The following is an 18,938-nucleotide window of genomic DNA, read 5'->3' as shown; positions in this document are numbered from 1 at the left end:
GGAATTTTTTTATGGGCGAACAGGCTACTGCCGAGGTAAAGGCTTGGTTTACGCAGCGATGAGGGTGTGACGCCCGGATGGCTTGGGGTTTAGGGCCGGGCGGGGCGCGATGGCGTGAGTCGAAGTTGTCTTGCTTACATGCGGGTAGTAACTGGGCGTTTAACTAATTGCTGTGTTGGATATGAATTTGATGTGTCGGGTTAGTTTAGTTATTAGTTGCGGATGAAGTCTTTAGGAAGATTCTGAAAGCCTGTTGTTTCGGCAGCTCAATCTATTTGAGGCTGCCGATGCGCGCATCTTGTGAAGGTTATTGTTTGGCCATGACTGCCAGGAATAACTCTGATGCTAGCCGCTCCTGCAACCACTCCTGCAAGGAGCGATAAGGCGTCTGGGCAAACCACTCCCGGTCCACATGGGCAAACTGGCGAACAAACGGCAGCAGCGCCATGTCCGCCAGGCTCGGATGCTCCGCCAGCAGATAGCGGCGCTGCTGCAACAGGCTATCGAGGCGCGCCAGAAACGCCTCGCCCTGGGCCCGGTAGTGCTCCATGGGCGCCTCGGGGTAGCGCTCGGCGTACTTGTAGCGATTGAGGTGCACCTTGAACACCTGGTCATTCTCGGCAATCAGTGCCGCCATCTGCGCCTGGGCCGTCGGGTCCGCCGTGAGCCGCCAATCCTCGGGGTCATGCTGGGCCAGGGCCCAGTGCATGATCTCCAGGCTTTCATCGATCACCCGATCCTCCAGTGCCAGCACCGGCACCGTGCCCTTGGCCGACAGCGCAAGCATCTCGGCCGGCTTGGCCTTGAGGCTGACTTCGACAATCCGCATTGGCACCCCGGCATAGCGCAGGGCCAGCCGCGCACGCATGGCGTAGGGGCAGCGGCGGAAGGAGTAGAGGGTCGCCCCCGGCGTTTGCAGCGTGCTCATTTCACCTCCAGGCTGCTCAGGCCATTGCCCTGGCGGCTGACCTTGATCTGTACCGGAATCCGTTCGTGCATTTCCTGTACGTGGGAGATCACCGCCACCTTGCGGCCCTGGGCCTGCAGGCCGTCGAGGGCATCCATGGCCAGTTGCAGGGACTCGGGGTCGAGGCTGCCGAAGCCTTCGTCGATGAACAGCGATTCGATCTTCAGGGTGCTGGAAGCCATGGAGGCCAGCCCCAGGGCCAGGGCCAGGGACACCAGGAAGGTTTCGCCGCCGGACAGCGAGTGCACCGAGCGCAGTTCGTCGCCCATTTCGGTGTCCAGCACCAGCAGGCCGAGCATGCTGCCACCGCGCTTGAGGCGGTAGCGGCGCACCAGTTGGCGCAGTTGGGCATTGGCGTGGTGCACCAGCAGGTCGAGGTTGTAGGCCTGGGCGATCTTGCGGAACTTGTCGCCTTCGGCCGAGCCGATCAGGGCGCTGAGCCGGGCCCAGCGCTGCCACTGGGCGTAGGCCTGTTCAAGGCGTTGGTTGAGGGCCTGGTTGGCGGCCTGGCGGCGCTGGTCCTCGCTTTGCCGTGCACGCAGGTCCGCCACCTGTTGTTCGCTGGCCTGGGCCTGTTGCTGCAGCTGTTCCAGGGCCTGGGCCAGTTGTTCGGTCTCCAGGTTGCCGTTGTGCTGGGCCTGATGCTGTTCCAGGCGCTGCTGGCGTTCCTGCAGCAGCACCTTGGCCTGCTCGATGGCCTTGTCGTTGTCTTGCAGGCGCTGGCGCAGTTGCTGCACCTGTTCTTCGTCCAGCTCCAGCAACTGTTGCAGGCCGGCGTCATCCAGTTCCGGGTGCCCGGCGCGCCACTGCTCGATGCTGGCGGCCAGCTGCTGTTGTTCGCTTTCCAGGGCTTGCAGGCGTTCTTCCCGGGCCTTGAGCTCGGCGCCCAACTCGATCGCTTGCTGGTGCAGTGCCTGCTGCTGTTGCTGGGCCAGGGCCTGGGCGCTGCGGGCCTGGTCCACGGCTTGCTCCAGGTGCTGCTGCCAGTGCTCGGCGCTGGGTTGCTGGCCCAGCAGTTCGGCGAGCCTGTGCTGGCAGGCGTGTTGCTGCTGGTGCAGGGTGTCGAACTGCTGTTGGGCCTCGGCCAGTTGCTGCTGGCGGGTCAACTGGCGGTCCTGTTCCTTTTCCAGGGTCAGCTGGCGCTGTTGCTGTTCTTCGGCCTCTTCCTGCTGCTCGCGCAGTTGCTCGATGCGTTGCAGCACCTGCTGGTCGAGCTGCATGAAGGTGCTGGCCGGGTCGCGACGCAGGCCGTCGAGGACCTCTGCCGGCAGCAGGTGGCTGAAGCTGGCCAGTTCCTCGTCCAGGCGCTGGCGGTCGGCGCTCAGTTGCTGCTGTTGCTTGTCCAGGTGCTGGGCGGCCTGCTGGCTGGCGTCGATTGCTGCCTGCAGCTGGTTTTGCAGGCGCGCGGCATCTTTTTGCAGGGTCAGCAGGGCGCCCTGGCGGTTTTCGTCCTGGGTGATGCTCTGCTGCAGCTGGTCGAGTTGCTGTTGCAGCCAGGCGTCGCGCTTGGGCGGGTCCTGGTCCAGGAGGCTGGCGCTCAAGGGGTGGGCTTGCAGGCTTGGGGCCAGGGCTTGCTGCTGGCTCGCCAGTTGTTCCTGCTGCTGGAGGAATTCCTTCTGCTGGGCGATCAGCCCCTGGACCTGGGCCCGCAGTTCGTTGAGCTGTTCCTTGAGGCTGTCCACCGTCTTGCGGGCGCTGGCTTCCTCGTTCTCGTCGTGACGCCCGAGGCTCTGCAGCAAGGCTTCAGGCTGGTGGTAGGGGTGCTCGACGCTGCCGCACACCGGGCACGGCTGGTCGCTCTGCAATTGGGCGCGCAATTCCTCGACGCTGGCGCTGCGGGCCAGCCGCTGGCGCTCCAGCAGGGCCTGGGTGACGCTCAGGGTCTGCTCGGCCACCACCAGCTCGGCCTTGGCCTGCAGGCCGACCTTGTTCAGCTCCTCGCGCTGGGCGGCCACCGCCTGCTGCCTGTCCTGCAGGGCCTGGCCGCGCTGGTCCAGTTCGCGTTGCTGGGCCCAGAGCCGGGCCAGCTCTTCGACGGCGCGCTGCTGCTTGCGGTTGTCCTGGAGCAGGGTGCCGAGCAACTGGATCTGCTCGGCCACCGCCTGGGGCTCGGCCCCGGCTTCGCTGTAGAGCAGTTCGAGCTGCGTGCGTTGCTCGCTCAGTTGCTGGGCGGCGCTGCTGGCGCGCTGTTCCAGGGCCGGCAGTTCGGCCTGGCCCTGGTGCAGGCGATTGCCGATCAGCATCAGCTGTTGCAGGCGTTCGCGGTAGGCGTTCCAGGCGTCGCTCAAGGGGGCGAGGGCGACGCTGTGGGCCAGTTGCCCGGCGATCCGCTCCAGGCGTTCGCCCACCAGGCGCTGTTTTTCCAGCAGTTGCTGGATGCCTTGCTGGCCCTCGGTGCTGGCCTGCTCGGCGCGGCTGCGTTGGGCCTCGGCCTGGGCCAGGCTCTGCCCCAGGCGCTCCAGGTTGGCCTGTTCGGCAAAGGCTTCGCGCAGCAACGGGGCGCTGGTGCTGTGCTGTTCCTGGGCCTGGGACAAGGCCGTGCCGGCGTCCTGCAGTTGCTGTTGCAGGCGTTCCTGCTGTTGTTGCAGGGCGCCTTGCTGTTCGACCTGCTGCTGGATCTGCTGGCGCAACGGCAGCAGGCTGGCGCCCAGCTCTGCCTGGCGCAGGAACTGGTGCCGCTGCGGCGCCAGTTGCTCCAGGCGTTGCAGGCGCAGGCGCTCCGGGGCCAGGGCCTGGGCGTCCTGTTCGGCCGCTTGCAGTTGTTCGGCGGCGCTCTGCCGGGCTTCCTGCCACTGGCGCAGTTCCTTGAGCCAGACGTGCTGGGCTTCCAACTGCCTGAGCTGGGCCTGTTGCTCCTTGAGCTGTTGCTGGGCCTGGCTCAACTGCTGTTCAAGCTCGGCCCGGGCCTCGGGCTCCAGCGGGCTGATGCCGCTGGCCTGGGCCTTGAGCTCCTTGTGGGCGTCTTCGGCCTCCTTGCTCTTGCTGTAGGCGCGGCGCCCCAACTGGCTGTAGACCGCAGTGTTGGTGAGCTTTTCCAGCAGCTCGCTGCGTTCCTTGTCGTCGGCCTTGAGAAAGGCGCTGAACTCGCTCTGGGCCAGCATCACCGCCCGGGTGAACTGTTCGAAGTTGAGCCCCAGGCGGGCCTCGATCAGTTGCTTGTATTCGCTCTTGCTCTGGTTGCTCAGCAGCTGTTCGCTGTCAAGGTCGGTGAGGTTCTGCCGGCTGCCTTGCAGCTTGCCGGTGGCTTTGTCGCGGGCGCGGTTGGTTTCCCAGCGGGCGCGGTAGCGACGGCCGTCGATGCCGACAAAATCCACCTCGGCATAGCCGCTGCCGGTGCCGCGGCGCAGCAGGGTGCGCGGGTCGCTGGTGAGGATCTCGCTGTCGACCTCGGGGACCTTGGTCTCGCGGCCGATATTGTTCAGCCGCGGCACCGCGCCGAACAGCGCCAGGCACAGGGCATCCAGCAGGGTGCTCTTGCCGGCGCCGGTGGGCCCGGTAATGGCGAACAGCCCGGCGCTGGCCAGGGGCTCGGCGGTGAAGTCGATCTCGAAGGGGCCGGCCAGGGAGGCCAGGTTCTTCAGGCGGATGGCCAGGATCTTCATGGCTGTTCACCTTCTTGCTGGACGTCCTGCAACAGCAGGGCGAAATCCTTGAGGGTGGCTTCGTCCACCTCGTTGGCGTAAGCGTCGCGCCAGGCGCGGCGGAACAGCTCTTCGGGGGTCAGCTGGTCCAGCTCGATCAGCTCGGCACTGGCCTCTTCACCGTCACCTGCGCCCTTGCCGGCGTATTCGGCGGCGATCCGCACCAGGCGCACGGCCTTGCCTTGCAGGGCGCTTTCCACTTGCTGGCGCAGGTCCGGCTGGGGCTCGTCCAGGCGCACCCGCACTTCCAGCCAGGGCTGGCGCTGCTCCTCGGCCAACAGGTCGATGTCCGGCAGCTCGCCGAGCTGGGTCAGGAGTTCCCCCAGGGGCGCCGGGCCCAGGCGTTGCAGGTTCACCGCGCGGGGAATCAGCCGCGGTTCGACGCTGACCAGGGTCTCGCCGTCCAGGCGCACGTCGAGGATCTGGTGCTGGTAGCCGATCTCTGAGAACGACAGCGGGATCGGCGAGCCGCTGTAGCGGATGCGCTCCTCGCCGTTGACCTTCTGCGGCTTGTGCAGGTGGCCCAGGGCCACGTAGCTGATGTCCGGGCCGAACAGGCTGGCGGGCAGGGCCTCGGCGTTGCCGATGATCAGGCTGCGTTCGGAATCTTCCGAGACCGAGCCGCCGGCCATGTGCGCATGGCTGACGGCGACCAGGGCCTGGCCCGGCTGGCGCTTGGCGTTGGCCGCGGCGATCAGCCATTCGTGGACCTGGGCAATGCCCTTGAGGTAGTCGTCGCCCAGCTGGCGGCCGGTGACTTCCGCCGGCCGCAGGAACGGCAGGGCCAGGCACCAGGCGGCGACCTGGCCGCTGGCGTCGGGCAGCGGCAGCAGCAGGCGCTCGGCGTCCAACTGGCCGTCGTCCAGCCACAGCACCCGGCCCAGGGCGTGGGTGCGCAGGCGGCGCATCAGGGGCGCCGGCAGCTCGATGCGCGAGCCGGAGTCGTGATTGCCGGCGATCATCACGACGGTCAGGGCCGGCTGCTGCTCGTGGGCGCTGACGATGAAGTCGTAGAGCCGCTCCTGGGCGCTGACCGGCGGGTTGACGGTGTCGAAGATATCGCCGGCGATCAGCAGCACATCGGGCTGTTCGTGCTTGAGCTGGCGCAGCAGCCACTCCAGGAAACAGGCGTGTTCGAAGTCGCGTTCCTGGCCGTGGAGGTTCTGGCCCAGGTGCCAGTCGGAGGTGTGAAACAGACGCAAGGCAGGCTCCGCATGCAAAAGGCTTGGCCGCACATAAGGGTGACCGCGGCGAAAGGGCAGAGAGTTTACTGGCAAATGCGTGTTCATGCCCGAGCCGTGGCAAATGCCCCGGCGCTGCCAAGTGGGGCCGGCGTTCAGTGACGCGGTACGGCAGTGCCCTGGCCGGCGCGCATTTCGCTGGCGGTGCAGCCGAACTGCTGGCGAAAGTGCCGGGCGAACTGGGCCTGGTCGGCAAACCCCCAGCGCGCGGCCAGCTCGCCGATCGACAGGCGGCAGTGGGCGTCGCGCAGTTGGCGGTGCACGGCGCAAAGGCGCTGCTGACGAATCCATTCGCCCAGGCTGAAGGGGCTGTCGGCAAAGAGCTTGTGCAGATAGCGCAGGGAAATGCCACAGGCGCTGGCGATCTGCCTGGGGTTGAGCTCCGCCGAGCCCAGGTGCTGCTCCACGTAGCTTTCGATGCGTTGCAGGTGCAGGGCGGCGAGGCTGGAGCTTTCACTGCTGAGCACCCGTTCGTCCTGGCGCAGGGTCAGCAGCAGGGTCGCCAGGGCCTGTTCCAGCAGCATATGCCGCGCCGCCGGGGCGCATTCGTCGAAGCGCGCGGCGCACATGGCCAACTGGTCGGCGAAGATCCGCCCCAGGCCGCGCCGGGCATCGAAACAGAAACGGGTGTAGCGCTCGGCGCCGCGCAACTGGCCGTGCAGGGCCTGCTCCGGCAGCTTGAACACCCAGAGATCGTTGTCGCTGGCGTAGCGGAAGCGGTAGGGCGCATCGCCCCGCTCGAAGATGAAGCTGCCGGGGCGGCAATGCAGCTCGCGGCCGTCCTGTTCGAACAGCACCTCGTGGCGCCGGGGAATGGTCACCAGGTAGCAGGCCTGGGTGTCGTTGCTGACCTGGGCCTTGCTCCGGGAATAGCCCAGGCGGCTGGAACGCAGGCGCGACAGGGCCAGGGCACTGCTGGGGGTTTCCCAGATCCGCAGGTTGCCCTGGAAGGGGCGGTCGCTGCTGAATTCAAGGGACAGGGGAAAGTAGGCGTTGCCAATGGCTTCGGCCCAGCGGGGCTGGCATTGGTGCTCGGGCCAGTAACGGGTGGATAGCTGCTGAACCATCATCACTCCTGCTTTCTTGTGTTTTTTAGTCAGGACAGCACCGGGTGGTCAGCCACGGTGCCGGTGATCTTTGGGCAAAAGCGCGGGTCGGTCAATCGGCAGGCGTCAGCCGGTAGCAGGCCGAGGGCGCGAGCGTCGCCTGCCAGCCCGGCGGCACCACGATGTTGGTGGTGGCTTCCTCGATCACGCAGGGGCCGGTGAGGGTCTGCCCGGCCTGCAGCTGTTCGCCCTGGTAGACCGGCGTCGGTTGCCAGCCGCCGGCTTCGTCGAACAGCATCGAGCGCTGTTCCCGAGGCGTTGCCGGCACCTGCTGCTCGGGGATCGGCAACTCCGGCATCGGTGGGTGCTGCAGCCTGGCGATCACCGAGCATTCAAGGTTCACCAGCTCGATCGGGCTCTGCGGCTCGCTGTAGGAGAACAGCGCCTTGTGCCGGCTGTGGAAGGCCTCGCGCAGGGCGCCGAGACCGGCCGGGTCCAGCTCGTTGCTGGCCAGCTCGACGCTGCATTCGTGGATCTGCCCCAGGTAGCGGATTTCCAGGTGGTACTGGGTATCGACCCGGTTGCCGTTGCTGAAGCCGTCCTGGCGCAGGTTCTCCAGGCCCTGTTCGCGCAGCCGGGCCAGGGTCCGGTTGAGCAGCGCCAGGTCCACATGCTGGTCGTCCAGGCGCATGGGCAGGGTGGTCAGCTGGTCGTAGCGGATGTCCGAGAGGATCTGCCCGAAGGCGCACAGCCCCGAGGCCACCTTGGGAATCAGCACCACCTGGCTGCCGATTTCCTCGGCCAGGCGGACCACGTGCATGCCCGCCGCGCCGCCGGCGCCGATCAGGGCGAACTGGCGGGGATCGTAGCCGCGCTCCACCGATACCCGGCGGATGCCGCTGACCATGTTCAGGTTGACCAGGGTGATGATTCCCAGCGCCGCGCGCTCGATGCTGATGCCCAGGGGCTCGGCGATCCGGCTGGCGATGGCCTGCAGCGCCGCCTGGCGTGACAGGCGGATGCTGCCGCCGAGCAAGGCGCCGTCCGCCAGGTAGCCCAGCGCCAGGTTGGCGTCGGTCACCGTTGGCTCGCTGCCGCCCTTGCCGTAGCACACCGGCCCGGGGTTGGCTCCGGCGCTGCGCGGGCCGACCTGGAGCATGCCGAAGGGGTCCAGGTGGGCGATGGAGCCGCCACCGGCGCCGAGGGTTTCCACCTGGATCATCGGCACGCCGATGCGGTAGCGCAGAAAGTCGCTGTCCTTGCTGAAGTTGGTGCGCCCACCCTGGCTCAGGGTGATGTCGAAGGAGGTGCCGCCCATGTCCACGGTGATCACGTTGTCGATACCGAATGGCCGGGCCACGCACAGCCCGGCCTGGGGCGCCGAGGCCGGGCCGGAATTGATGGCATTGACCGCCCGGGTGCTCATGATCGCGCCGGGGGCCAGGCCGCCGTTGGACTGGAAGTAGCGGGTCGGCTGCTGTGCCCCCAGTTCTTCGAACAGGCTGTCGATGCGCTCCACGTAGCGTTGCATCACCGGGCTCAGGTAGGCGTTGACCACGGTGCTGGAGGTACGGGTGTATTCACGGATCTGCGGGAACACTTCATTGCCGGTGCAGACGAAGACCCCGGGCAGGGCCGCGCGCACCAGCTGTGCGGCGCGCTGCTCGTGGGCCGGGTTGCGCACCGACCAGACAAAGGAGATGGCCACCGCCTGCACCTCCTGCTCGCGAAAGTACTCGATGGCCCGCAGGATCGCCGTTTCGTCCAGGGGCGCGTGCTCCTGGCCGTCGCTGCGCATGCGCCCGCCGATGGGCCGGCGCAGGTGGCGCGGCACCAGCATGTGGGCCTGGGGGTAGCTGGCGTCGTAGCGATGGCCGTCTTCCTTGTGCCCCAGGCGGATTTCCAGGCTGTCTTCGTGGCCATCGGTACACAGCAGGCCGACCTTGGCCCCGGTCTTCTCGATCAGGGCGTTGAGGGCCACGGTGGTGCCGTTGATGCACAGGTCGCAGTCGCCAATGATCTGCGCCGGGCTGCGCCCCAGGGCGTCGGCCATCTGCGCCAGGCCGTTGCGGATGGCCAGGGTGCCGTCCTGCGGGGTCGAGGGGGCCTTGAACAGCTGCACGTTGCCGAGCTGGTCGGCGAGGATGAAATCGGTGAAGGTGCCGCCGGCGTCGATGCCCAGGCGATAGTGTTTGCTCATGGGGGGATGCTCCGTGGGTTCAGGGGCGGGCGCGCAGGGCGCGGGTGGCGTCGTGGTCCAGGCGCTGCTCGGCGTCGAACACCACGCCGTAGTCCAGGCGCGCGCCTTCGAGGGAGACCAGGCCATTGCGCAGGTCTTCGGCCACTCGCTCCAGGGGCCGCAGGAAGGGGTCGCCATAGCCGCCACCGCCGGGGTTGAGGTTGATCACCCGCTCTCCGGGTTGTGCGGTCAACTGGGCGTTGTGCTGGTAGGTGTGTTCCTGGCCGTCGGCACGGCGATGGGTCAGGCGCCCGAGCTTGGGCGCCAGCAGGCCGTTGCGCGCCCCCGCGGCGCCGGCGGTGGGCAGTTGCCGGCCCTCGCCGAAACCCACCACGGTCATCGGGTGCTGCAAGGGTTCGATCTCGATGCAGGTGCCCGAGCCGCCGCGAAACTGCCCGGCGCCGCCGCTGTCGGTGATCAGGCTGTAGCGGTGGATGAGGATCGGGTAGGCGTATTCCAGCAGTTCGATGTCGCCGGACATCAGCGCGCCGAAGCAGCACAACGGGCCGCAGGCCGGCCAGCCGTCCATGGCCTGGTTGGCCCCGGCCCCGGAGATGATCGAGGCCAGGACCATGGTCACGTATTCGGCGTTGTCGTTGCGCGGGTCGTGGCCGGCGATGTTGATCCCGCTGGCATGGCCCCAGGACGCGGTGACCCGTTCCGGCGCGGCCTGCTCCAGGGCCTGGCGCACCGCGTCGGCGAGGGTTTCCATGGGGGTGGTGGTGCTGTTGACGTGGGGCGCGGGTTCGCTGGCGTTGCACAGGGTTCCGGGCTCCCCCAGGTCGACGCTGATGCAGCGGTACAGGCCCTCGTTATAGGGCGGCGGCACCTGGGCGAACATCATCAGCCCCAGGTACACCCCGGACACCGAGTTGCCGGCGTAGGAATTGATGAAGTAGGGCACCTGGGGCGGGCTGTCGATGCGCACCCGGGCCTGATCGCCGCTGATCTGCACCTGGGCGGTGATGGTCAGCTGGCCCAGGCCGTGGCCCGAATCCTCCAGCACCGCGCTGCCGTGGTAGAGGCCATCCGGCACCTCGCGCAGCAGGGCGCGCATGTGCCGGTCGGCCATGTCCTTGAGCTCGCCGATGCAGGCGCGCACCTGTTCCACGCCGTAGCGCTCCAGGAGTTGCAGCAGGTGCCGCTCGCCGACGCTGCAGGCGCCGTACTGGGCATTCAGGTCGCCTTCCTGGTAGACCCGGGCGCGCATGTTGGTCAGCAGCAGGTTGATCACATCCTCGCGGCGCTGGCCCCGGGACCAGAGCTTGACCGGCGGAATCCGCAGGCCCTCGGCATAGATCTCCCTGGCGTCCGGGTTGTAGCCGGCGGGCACCGGGCCGCCGATGTCGGTGAGGTGGCCCTTGCACACCGCCCAGAACACCAGCTCGCCCCGGTAGAACACCGGTTTGTACATGCAGCAGTCGAGGATATGGCTGCCCTGGTAGGCCGGGTCGTTGTGGTAGATCACGTCCCCTTCATGGATGTCGTCGCCGAAGAATCCGGCCACGCATTTCATCGCCGGGATCAGCGAGCCGAGGTGGATCGGGATGTCCTGGCCCTGGAGGACCATTTCCGGGAGGTGGTCGAACAAGGCATTGGAGTAGTCGTGGGCCAGGTTGAAGACGCTGGAGCGGCCGGTTTTCTCCAGGGTCAGGGTCATTTCACGCTGGGCGGTTTCCAGCGCCCCTCGCACCACGGCGAGGGTGATCGGATCTACTGTGCTCATGGCTCACCTGAGTTCTTGTTGTTCTCGGGGTGGGGCGCGACGGCTGTTGCGCCCACGGCCTTAAGCTACGCGCAGCCAGGCGCACCTGGCTTGTCGCCGGGTGCAGGGCTTTTTGCGTTCTGGTGCACTGTTGCCACTGTTGAATGTGGGGGGGGCACGCGCTGCAGGAGCTGGCTCCCCAGCGAACAGGCCCGCCCCGGCGCGGCATGGCTTAAGGGGCTTTTCGCCGGCAAGCCGGCTCCTGCGCGGGAGGTCGCCGGCAAGCCGGCTCCTACGGGGGCTGCGCGAAGCGCCGGTTACTTGGGGTACAGCGGCGGCAGGCTGGTGGTGTCTGCCACCGGATCCTGGACCCGTTCGTCGATCGGGATGGCGCGTATCGCTCGCCACAGTTCCTCGCCCTGCCAGTACTGGCCGGTCTCGCTGTAGAGCGCGCCGTTGAGGCCGTCCAGGGCGTCGGACAGCGGCACGAAGCGCGCGGCCATTTCGGCCAGGGTTTCGGGCTGTTGCCGGGCCCAGGCGTCCAGGGCCTGGCGGGTGGCCTGGGGGTCGTTGGCCTGGCAGGCACGCTTGAGGTCGTCCAGCAGCGAGCGCGGGCTGGGGCCGGTCTGGGTGGCGCGCAGCACCGCCGGCTGCCAGCGGGCGCGCCACCACAGGCCGAAGCCCAGCAGGGTGGTGCAAGCCAGCAGCAGGGTGCTCAGTTGCCACAGCCACAGGTTGCTGCTGTCGGGCCCGGCCGGGGCGTTGCCTGCCGGGGTGTCCACCACCAGGCTCGGGTTGTTCGCCACCTGCAGGGCCCGCGCTGGCAGGCTGGTGCTTTCCAGGCGGTCTTCGACGGTGTTCCACCAGGTCACTTCAATGGCGGGCAGTTCGACGTTGCCGGGGCGGGTGGGCACCAGCGCCTGGCGGTCTTCGCGAATGCCCAGAAGGCCCTGTTCAACGTGCTGGTTGCTCAACTGCGGCTGGTCCGGGTAGCTGCGCAGGCCATTGACGTCGGCCAGGGGCAGCGGCGGCAACTGGGCGCTGGACAGGCCTTCGGCGCGCAGGGTCAGGCTGCGGGTCAGGGAGTCTCCGACCTGAGGGTGCTCGGGCTCCGGGTTCCAGCTTTCGCTCAGGCTCAGGCTGCGGGCCGGCAGCCAGGGCGCGTCGGCCGGGTAGGTGGCGGGCTTGGCCTTGACCTGCAGGCTGATGTCACTGGAGCTGACGTGGATCAGCTTGCCGGCCCGGGGCGTCTGCGAGCTGGTTTCCTGACCCGGGTCCGGGTTGGCCAGGGTGGCGCTGAAGGTCAGCGCGGGAATCTGCAACGGCCCGCTGCGCTGGGGATAGAGCGCGTAGCGCATCTCGATCACCCCGTGGCGCACGCCATTGATGAGCTTTTCGTAGGTGCGCGGCTCGCCCAGCTGTTCCACCCGGGTGTCGCTCAGCAGCAGCGGGCTCAGGCTGCTGTCGTCGAACAGCGGCACCGAGTGGTAGATGTGCAGGGTCAGCAGGGCCTGGGCCTGGACATAGACGCTGGGCTGGTCGAGCTCGGCTTCGATGAACACCGGTTCCAGGCGGGCGTTCTGGTCCTGGGCCGGGCTGGTGTTGACCTGCAGGCTCAGGGGCTGGCTCTGCAGGCTGCCCAGTTGCAGCGGGGCGATTTCCAGGGTGCCGGTATGGCGCGGCAGCAGGGTGACGATCCAGCGGGTACTGGCGTGGTTGTCCCCCAGGCCGTTGAGCTGGTTGACCTGGCGTGTGCCGCGCACCTCGAATTGTGCCTCCAGGGGCGCCAGGTCCGGCTTGCCGAACTGGGTGACATCGGTGGACTCCAGGGTCAGCTCGACGGTTTCCCCGGAATTGACCTGGCTGCGGTCCAGGCTGGCGAGCAGGCCGGCAGCCTGGGACTGGCCAGTGCAGAACGCGAGGGCAAGCAGTAGGGCGGTGCAGCGGGTCATCGAGTTTTTCCCTGATCCTGATGTTGTTGCTGTTCGTACCAGAATTTGCGCCTGAGCAATTCACCCGGGTCGTCGGGGATCTTGCGCAGCCATTGTTCCAGCGCCTGCTGGTGTTCAGCGTCCAGGCTGTCCTCCACCGGGCGCAGCGGGGTGGTGGTGTGCTGGTCGTCCAGCTCGCTGCCGGGCACTTCACTGTGGCCGGCGGTTTGTGGATCCGGCGGCGGCGTGTCACCTTCGTTGGCCGGCGCCTGTGCCGGGTCCTGCGGGCCATTGCTGCCCGGTGGTGGCTGGGTGGCCGCGCCGCTGGGGCCCGGGCGGGTGTCGTCGCCTTCGGGGGTGTCCGGCTTCTTCGCCGGTGGCGGTGTTTGCGCCTGGGCCTGTTGCTGTTGCAGCAGGCTTTCCACCAGGGCCTTGTTCTGCAACGCCGGTTGCAGGTCCGGCTGGCGTTCCAGGGCCTGCTCGTAGGCGTCGATGGCGGCTTCCAGCTCGCCGCTGCGGGCCAGGGCGTTACCGCGATTGTAGTGGGCGCGGGCGTCGTTGCCCTCGGCGAAACGCTCGGCGGCGGCAGTGTAGTTGCCGGCTTCGTACAAGGCCACGCCTTGCCATTGCGGGTCCTGGAAATGCCGCGCGGCCTCCGCCGGGCGCTGCTGTTGCAGAAGCCGCTGGCCCTGCTGGTCGGGGCGCAGCCACAGGTCATTGAAGTCGAAGGCGTAGCTCGGTTGCGGCACGGCGAACAGCAGCAGGGGCAGGCAGAACAGCCAGCCCCGGCGCCCGGCGCAGGCGGCCAGCAGCAACAGCGGCAGCAGCAGCCAGTAGCCCTGGTCGGCCCAGGTATCCAGGCGCAGGGTCTGGCCGTCGCTGCGCAGGCCTTGCGGGCCGCCCAGCAGGCCCAGGCCGCGCAGGTCGCTGTCGTCCAGGCGCGCCTGGCGGTAGCGCCCGCCCACGTCGCCGATGAAGTGCTTGAGGTCCGGGCTGTCCAGGCGCGATACCAGGATCGCGCCCTGGTCGTCCTTGAGGTAGCTGCCGTCTTCCTGGGCCACCGGGGCGCCGTCGCGGCTGCCGAAGCCGAGCATCAGCAACTGCGGGGCGTCGCCCTTGAGCGCCTGGCGGATGCCCTGGCGTTCCTCTTCGTTGAGGGAGGAGGCCATCAGTAGCACCCGGCCCTGGCCCAGGGCCCCCTGGTCCAGCAGCTTCAGGGCCTTGAGCAGGGCCAGGTCGGCGCGCTGGCCGGCCTGGGGCATGATCGATGGCTTGAGGGCGTCCAGCAGGTTGCGGCTGGTGGCCAGGTCATCGGACAGCGGCACCAGGGTGTGGGCGCTGCCGGCGTAGACCACGATGGCGGTCTGCGCGTCGCTGCGCAGTTGCAACAGGTCCAGCAGCTTGTGCCGGGCCTGCTCCAGGCGATCGGGCGGCACGTCGTTGGCGAGCATCTGCGGGGTCAGCTCCAGCAGCACCACCAGCGGGTCGGCGGGTTTCTGGCTGGTCTGTTCCACCCGCTGCCAGCTGGGGCCCAGCAGGGCCAGCACCGCCAGCAGCCAGGCCAGGCCCAGGGCCACCCAGGGCAGCTTGCTTTCGCGGCCATTGCCGCCGCTGAGCAGGGCGGCGTGAAAGGCCGGGGGCAGGATCATCTGCCAGCGCCCGGCGCGTTTCTGCCGGTGCCAGAGCTTCCACAGCAGCAGCGCCAGCAGGGGCAGTACCAGCAACCAGCCGGGGCGGAACCAATGGGGCCAGAGGCTGATCATCGACGCCTCCGCAAGCGCAGGCGCTTGAGCCGCTGGCGCCAGTCATGGGCAGGCAGCAGGAAGTTCGACTGGGTGAAGAAGCGTTGCAGCGGGTTCTGCGGCCAGCGCTCGCGCAGCACCAGCAGCACGCTGAGCAGCAACGCCGTGGCCAGGGGCCAGTGGTACAGGGCCTGGGCCGGGCGTGCCTGGGTCGGTTGCTGGGCCACCGGTTCCAGTTGGTCGAGGGTTTGCTTGATCGCTTGCAGCTCCTGGCCGTCCCGGGCGCGGAAATAGCGCCCGCCAGTGACTTGCGCCAGCTCCTTGAGGGCCGGTTCGTCCAGGTCCAGGCTCGGGTTGATGCCCAGCACGCCGAGGGTGGCGCTCTGTTCCGGGTCGGCGCCGATGCCGATGGGGTAGATCTTCACCCCTTCCTCGGCGGCCAGCCGGGCGGCGGTGATGGGGGCGATCTCGCCGCCGTTGTTGGCGCCGTCGGTGACCAGGATCAGCACCCGGCTCTGGGCCGGGCGCTGGCGCAGGCGCTTGAGGGCCAGGCCGATGGCATCGCCGATGGCGGTGTTCTTGCCGGCGATGCCGATCTTCGCTTCATCCAGCCAGACCCGCACCGTGTGCCGGTCGAAGGTCAGGGGCGCCTGCAGGTAGGCCTTGCTGCCGAACAGGATCAGGCCCACCCGGTCGCCTTCGCGGTGTTCGAGAAAGTCCCCCAGCAGGTGCTTGACCAGGTTCAGGCGGCTGACGTCCTCGTCCTGCCATTGCATGTCGGGGAAATCCATGGAGCCGGAAACGTCCACCGCCACCAGCAGGTCGCGGCCGCTGGCGGCCACCGGCAAGGGGTCGCCCAGCCATTGCGGGCGCGCGGCGGCCAACAGCAGCAGGAGCCAGAGCAGGATGAAACGCACCTGCTGGCGCCAGGCCGGGAGGTGGGCGCGGGCCCGGCGCTTGGACAGGCCTTCCAGGTCACTGAGAAAACTCACTTTCAGCGCCGGCTCGCCGCTGTCGGCCACCGGCAGCACCAGGCGCAGCAGCCAGGGCAGCGGCAGCAGGACGAAGACCCAGGGCCAGGCGAACTCAAACATGCTTGCGAATCCAGGTGTCCACCGCCTGGGTCAGGCCGGCGATGGCTTTGTCGTCGAGCTTGCATTCGGGCTTGTAGGCGCCTTCCACCAGCACCATCCAGCGGGTCAGGCCGGCGGCCGGGCAACGGTTATCGAGGAACGCCAGCCATTTGCGCCCGTTCAGGGTGTGGCTCTGGCTGTAGGGGTAATGGTTGCGGCACAGGCGTTTGAGCAGGGCATTCAAGGCCTGCAGCCAGGCGCCGGCGGGGGCACCGTCATAGGGCTTGGGCAGCAGCGCCAGTTCTGCCAGGGCGGCCAGGCGCACCGGGTCCAGGGGCTGCTCGCTGCGGGCGCGCACGGCCTTGCGCGGCCACAGGTGGCGCCAGTGCCAGAGGGCCAGGCCCAGCAGCGGCAGCAGGATCGCCAGCAGCCACCAGCCCGGGGCCGGCGGCCACAGGCTGACCGCGGGCGGCGGCAGCAGCGGTTGCAGTTGTTCCAGGCTGCTCATCGGCCGGCTCCGGGGCGCTGCGGGTTGAGGTACTCGCGCAGCTGCTCGACCATCTCGCTCTGGGTGCTCAGGGGCATCAGCAGCACCCGCAGCTTTTGCGCCAGGCGTTCCCAGCGGGCGATGCGCGCTTCGCTCATGGCGCGGTAGGCCTGGCGCAGGTCGTAGTTCAGGGTGTCCAGTTCCAGCTGGGCGCCGCGTTCGGCAAAGCGCAGCAGGCCGGCGGCGGGCAGGGCGTGGTCCAGCGGGTCGGAAAGGGGCATCAACAGCAGGTCGCAATGGCGCGACAGCAGGCTCAGTTGCTGCTCGGCGGCGTCGCTCAGGGCGCGTTCGTCGCAGATCACGATCACCAGGCTGCCGGGACGCAGGACTTCGCGCCCGCGCAGCAGCGCGGTGCCCAGGGCGTCGCGCTGGGGCCGGGCTTCGCTGTGCAGCGACTGGTTGACCCGCACCAGGCGGTTGAGCAGCTGCAACAGGCTCTGCTTGCTGCGCCGCGGCTTGATCTCGTAGTGCTCGTCGTCGCCGTAGACCAGCCCGCCGACCCGGTCGTTATGGCCCAGGGCGGCCCAGCCGATCAGGCTCGCGGCCTGGGCGGCGAGCACCGACTTGAACATCAGCCCGGAGCCGAAGAACAGCTGGCGGCTCTGTTCCACCATGATGAAGATCGGCCGCTCGCGCTCTTCGTGGAACAGCTTGGTGTGCGGTTCCTGGGTGCGCGCGGTAACCCGCCAGTCGATGGTGCGCACGTCGTCGCCGGCCTGGTAGACCCGCACCTGGTCGAAGTCCACGCCGCGCCCGCGCAGCTTGGAGTGGTGCAGGCCGATCAGCGGGCTGCGCTGGCTGGGGGTGGAGAACAGCTGCACCTCGCGCACGCGATGGCGCATCTCGATCAGCTCGCCGAGGGTGATGCGAATGCCGGGTTCGGCAACGGGCTGGGTCATGGGCTTCAGGCGACGGCAACGACGTCGAGGATGCGCTGTACCACACGGTCCTGGTCGATGCCGGCCGCTTCAGCCTCGAAGGACAGGATGATGCGGTGGCGCAGTACGTCGAACAGCACCGCCTGGATGTCTTCGGGGCTGACGAAGTCGCGGCCGGCGAGCCAGGCGTGGGCCCGGGCGCAGCGGTCCAGGGCGATGGAACCGCGGGGGCTGGCGCCGTAGGCGATCCACTCGGCCATCTCCGGGTCGAACTTGGCCGGGGTGCGGGTGGCCATCACCAGTTGCACCAGGTATTCCTCCACCGCATCGGCCATGTACAGGCCGAGGATTTCCTTGCGTGCGGCAAAGATCGCCTGCTGGCTGACCCGGCGCTCGGGCTTGGTCTCGCCGTTCAGGGCTTCGCCGCGGGCCTGCTGGAGGATCCGCCGCTCCACGGCGGCGTCCGGGAAGCCGATCTTGACGTGCATCAGGAAGCGGTCGAGCTGGGCTTCGGGCAGCGGGTAGGTGCCTTCCTGCTCGATGGGGTTCTGGGTCGCCATCACCAGGAACAGCGGCGACAGTTCATAGGTGCTGCGCCCGACGCTGACCTGGCGCTCGGCCATGGCTTCGAGCAGGGCCGACTGGACCTTGGCCGGGGCGCGGTTGATTTCGTCCGCCAGCACCAGGTTGTGGAAGATCGGGCCTTGCTGGAACACGAAGCTGCCGGTTTCCGGGCGATAGATCTCGGTGCCGGTGATGTCGGCGGGCAGCAGGTCGGGGGTGAACTGGATCCGATGGAATTGCGCTTCAATGCCTTCGGCCAACTCCTTGATGGCCTTGGTCTTGGCCAGCCCTGGAGCGCCCTCGACCAGCATGTGGCCGTCGGCGAGCAGGGCGATAAGCAAGCGCTCGATGAGTTTTTCCTGGCCGAGAATCTGCGTTGAAAGAAAGGTTCGCAGCGCCAAAAGCGCTTCACGATGTTCCATCGGTGACTGTTCCTGGAGAGGGTGCGCCCCGGGCGTTGAGGGAACGTCGGGGCTGGGGGCGATACTTTAATCCATAGCGGGGGTCGGCGACTAACGGGGAAAACCTGATTTGGCGAATTAGTCGAAAAAAATCCGTGTTTTATTCAGCACCACGCGCACCCCCGGTAGGAGCCGGCTTGCCGGCGAAGAGGCCGGCAAGGTTTGCGGCGGGGCCGAAGACGCCTTCGCTGGCAAGCCAGCTCCTACGCTCGGGCGCGGTGTTGGGGTTCTGGCAGGAGCCGGCTTGCCGGCGAAGAGGCCGGCAGGGTTTGCGGCGGGGCCGAAGACGCCTTCGCTGGCAAGCCAGCTCCTACGCTCGGGCGCGGTGTTGGGGCTCTGGTAGGAGCCGGCTTGCCGGCGAAGGGGCCGGCAAGGTTTGCGGCGGGGCCCAAGACGCCTTCGCAGGCAAGCCAGCTCCTACCGGGAAGGGCACTGTCGCTCAGGACAGCTGGCTGATGTAGGTGCCGGTGCCCTTGAGGATGTTCTGCAGGGTTTCCTCCACTTCGGCCAGGTCCGAGGCAGCGGTGCTGTGGCGGATCTCCAGGTGGTCGGCGCCGTTCAGGGCGTCGGCGTCGGCCGCGGCGATTTCGATCAGCAGGGTGGTGGGGCTCAGGGTCACCTTGACGCCATCGAGGGTCGAGGGCTCGCCGTCGAGGGTGATCTCCAGTTCGTCTTCGTCCGGGTAGCGGCTCATCAGGAACATCTCGCCCTGGGTGCTGTGGCAGCAGAGCATGGCCATGTTGTCTTCTTCGTCGTCGCATGGGTTGGCGATCAGGTGGGCGGTGGTCATGTGCATGGGGGCATTCCTGAGAGAGTGGCCGGGCGGGCAGAAAGGAAACAATTCTGCCAGCCCGATGGAATTTCTGCTGGCTTGTCTGTCAGAGAACAGGTCGTGAACACAAT

At 67.9% G+C, this 18,938-nt stretch carries 13 protein-coding genes; all 13 read right to left on the bottom strand.

What is annotated here, in order from left to right; translation table 11 throughout:
- Window positions 1–307 precede the first annotated feature (307 nt).
- Window positions 308–928, bottom strand: coding sequence for a glutathione S-transferase (locus BM382_RS04845; protein ID WP_011061022.1), 621 nt, complete (start codon window positions 926–928; stop codon window positions 308–310).
- The gene (locus tag BM382_RS04840; protein WP_072442060.1) at window positions 925–4,569 is read right to left on the bottom strand and encodes an AAA family ATPase; all 3,645 of its coding nucleotides are present in this window, start codon (window positions 4,567–4,569) and stop codon (window positions 925–927) included. Before BM382_RS04840 ends, BM382_RS04845 begins: the two co-directional genes overlap by 4 nt.
- Window positions 4,566–5,810, bottom strand: coding sequence for an exonuclease SbcCD subunit D C-terminal domain-containing protein (locus BM382_RS04835; protein ID WP_011061024.1), 1,245 nt, complete (start codon window positions 5,808–5,810; stop codon window positions 4,566–4,568). The genes BM382_RS04840 and BM382_RS04835 overlap by 4 nt, the downstream gene beginning before the upstream one ends.
- A gap of 134 nt (window positions 5,811–5,944) precedes the next feature.
- Window positions 5,945–6,916: an AraC-like ligand-binding domain-containing protein gene (locus BM382_RS04830; RefSeq protein WP_072442058.1), complete on the bottom strand. Its 972-nt coding sequence runs from the start codon at window positions 6,914–6,916 to the stop codon at window positions 5,945–5,947.
- A 91-nt stretch (window positions 6,917–7,007) separates the two neighbouring features.
- On the bottom strand, window positions 7,008–9,095 hold the full coding sequence (locus BM382_RS04825; protein WP_011061026.1) for a caprolactamase subunit alpha: 2,088 nt from the start codon (window positions 9,093–9,095) through the stop codon (window positions 7,008–7,010).
- Window positions 9,096–9,114: 19 nt separating this feature from the next.
- Window positions 9,115–10,860 (bottom strand): caprolactamase subunit beta, encoded by a 1,746-nt coding sequence (locus tag BM382_RS04820; RefSeq protein ID WP_011061027.1) that lies wholly within the window; start codon window positions 10,858–10,860, stop codon window positions 9,115–9,117.
- A gap of 296 nt (window positions 10,861–11,156) precedes the next feature.
- Window positions 11,157–12,791: a BatD family protein gene (locus BM382_RS04815; RefSeq protein ID WP_072442056.1), complete on the bottom strand. Its 1,635-nt coding sequence runs from the start codon at window positions 12,789–12,791 to the stop codon at window positions 11,157–11,159.
- On the bottom strand, window positions 12,788–14,533 hold the full coding sequence (locus tag BM382_RS04810; protein WP_072442054.1) for a tetratricopeptide repeat protein: 1,746 nt from the start codon (window positions 14,531–14,533) through the stop codon (window positions 12,788–12,790). The genes BM382_RS04815 and BM382_RS04810 overlap by 4 nt, the downstream gene beginning before the upstream one ends.
- Window positions 14,530–15,606: a vWA domain-containing protein gene (locus tag BM382_RS04805; protein WP_011061030.1), complete on the bottom strand. Its 1,077-nt coding sequence runs from the start codon at window positions 15,604–15,606 to the stop codon at window positions 14,530–14,532. Before BM382_RS04805 ends, BM382_RS04810 begins: the two co-directional genes overlap by 4 nt.
- Entirely contained in the window at window positions 15,599–16,093 is a 495-nt protein-coding gene (locus BM382_RS04800) for a DUF4381 domain-containing protein (protein WP_011061031.1), read from the bottom strand. The genes BM382_RS04805 and BM382_RS04800 overlap by 8 nt, the downstream gene beginning before the upstream one ends.
- Entirely contained in the window at window positions 16,090–17,031 is a 942-nt protein-coding gene (locus BM382_RS04795; RefSeq protein WP_011061032.1) for a DUF58 domain-containing protein, read from the bottom strand. Before BM382_RS04795 ends, BM382_RS04800 begins: the two co-directional genes overlap by 4 nt.
- A gap of 5 nt (window positions 17,032–17,036) precedes the next feature.
- A complete protein-coding gene (locus BM382_RS04790) occupies window positions 17,037–17,996 on the bottom strand; it encodes an AAA family ATPase (RefSeq protein ID WP_003218556.1) in 960 nt (319 codons plus the stop codon).
- A 478-nt stretch (window positions 17,997–18,474) separates the two neighbouring features.
- On the bottom strand, window positions 18,475–18,831 hold the full coding sequence (locus tag BM382_RS04785; RefSeq protein WP_019094865.1) for a hypothetical protein: 357 nt from the start codon (window positions 18,829–18,831) through the stop codon (window positions 18,475–18,477).
- Between the last annotated feature and the right edge of the window lie 107 nt (window positions 18,832–18,938).

It is taken from the genome of Pseudomonas sp. NFPP25 (genome assembly GCF_900116505.1).
Lineage (GTDB): Bacteria > Pseudomonadota > Gammaproteobacteria > Pseudomonadales > Pseudomonadaceae > Aquipseudomonas > Aquipseudomonas protegens.
The sequence above is the reverse complement of the archived record's forward strand: the minus strand, read 5'-3'. Positions and strand labels throughout refer to the sequence as shown.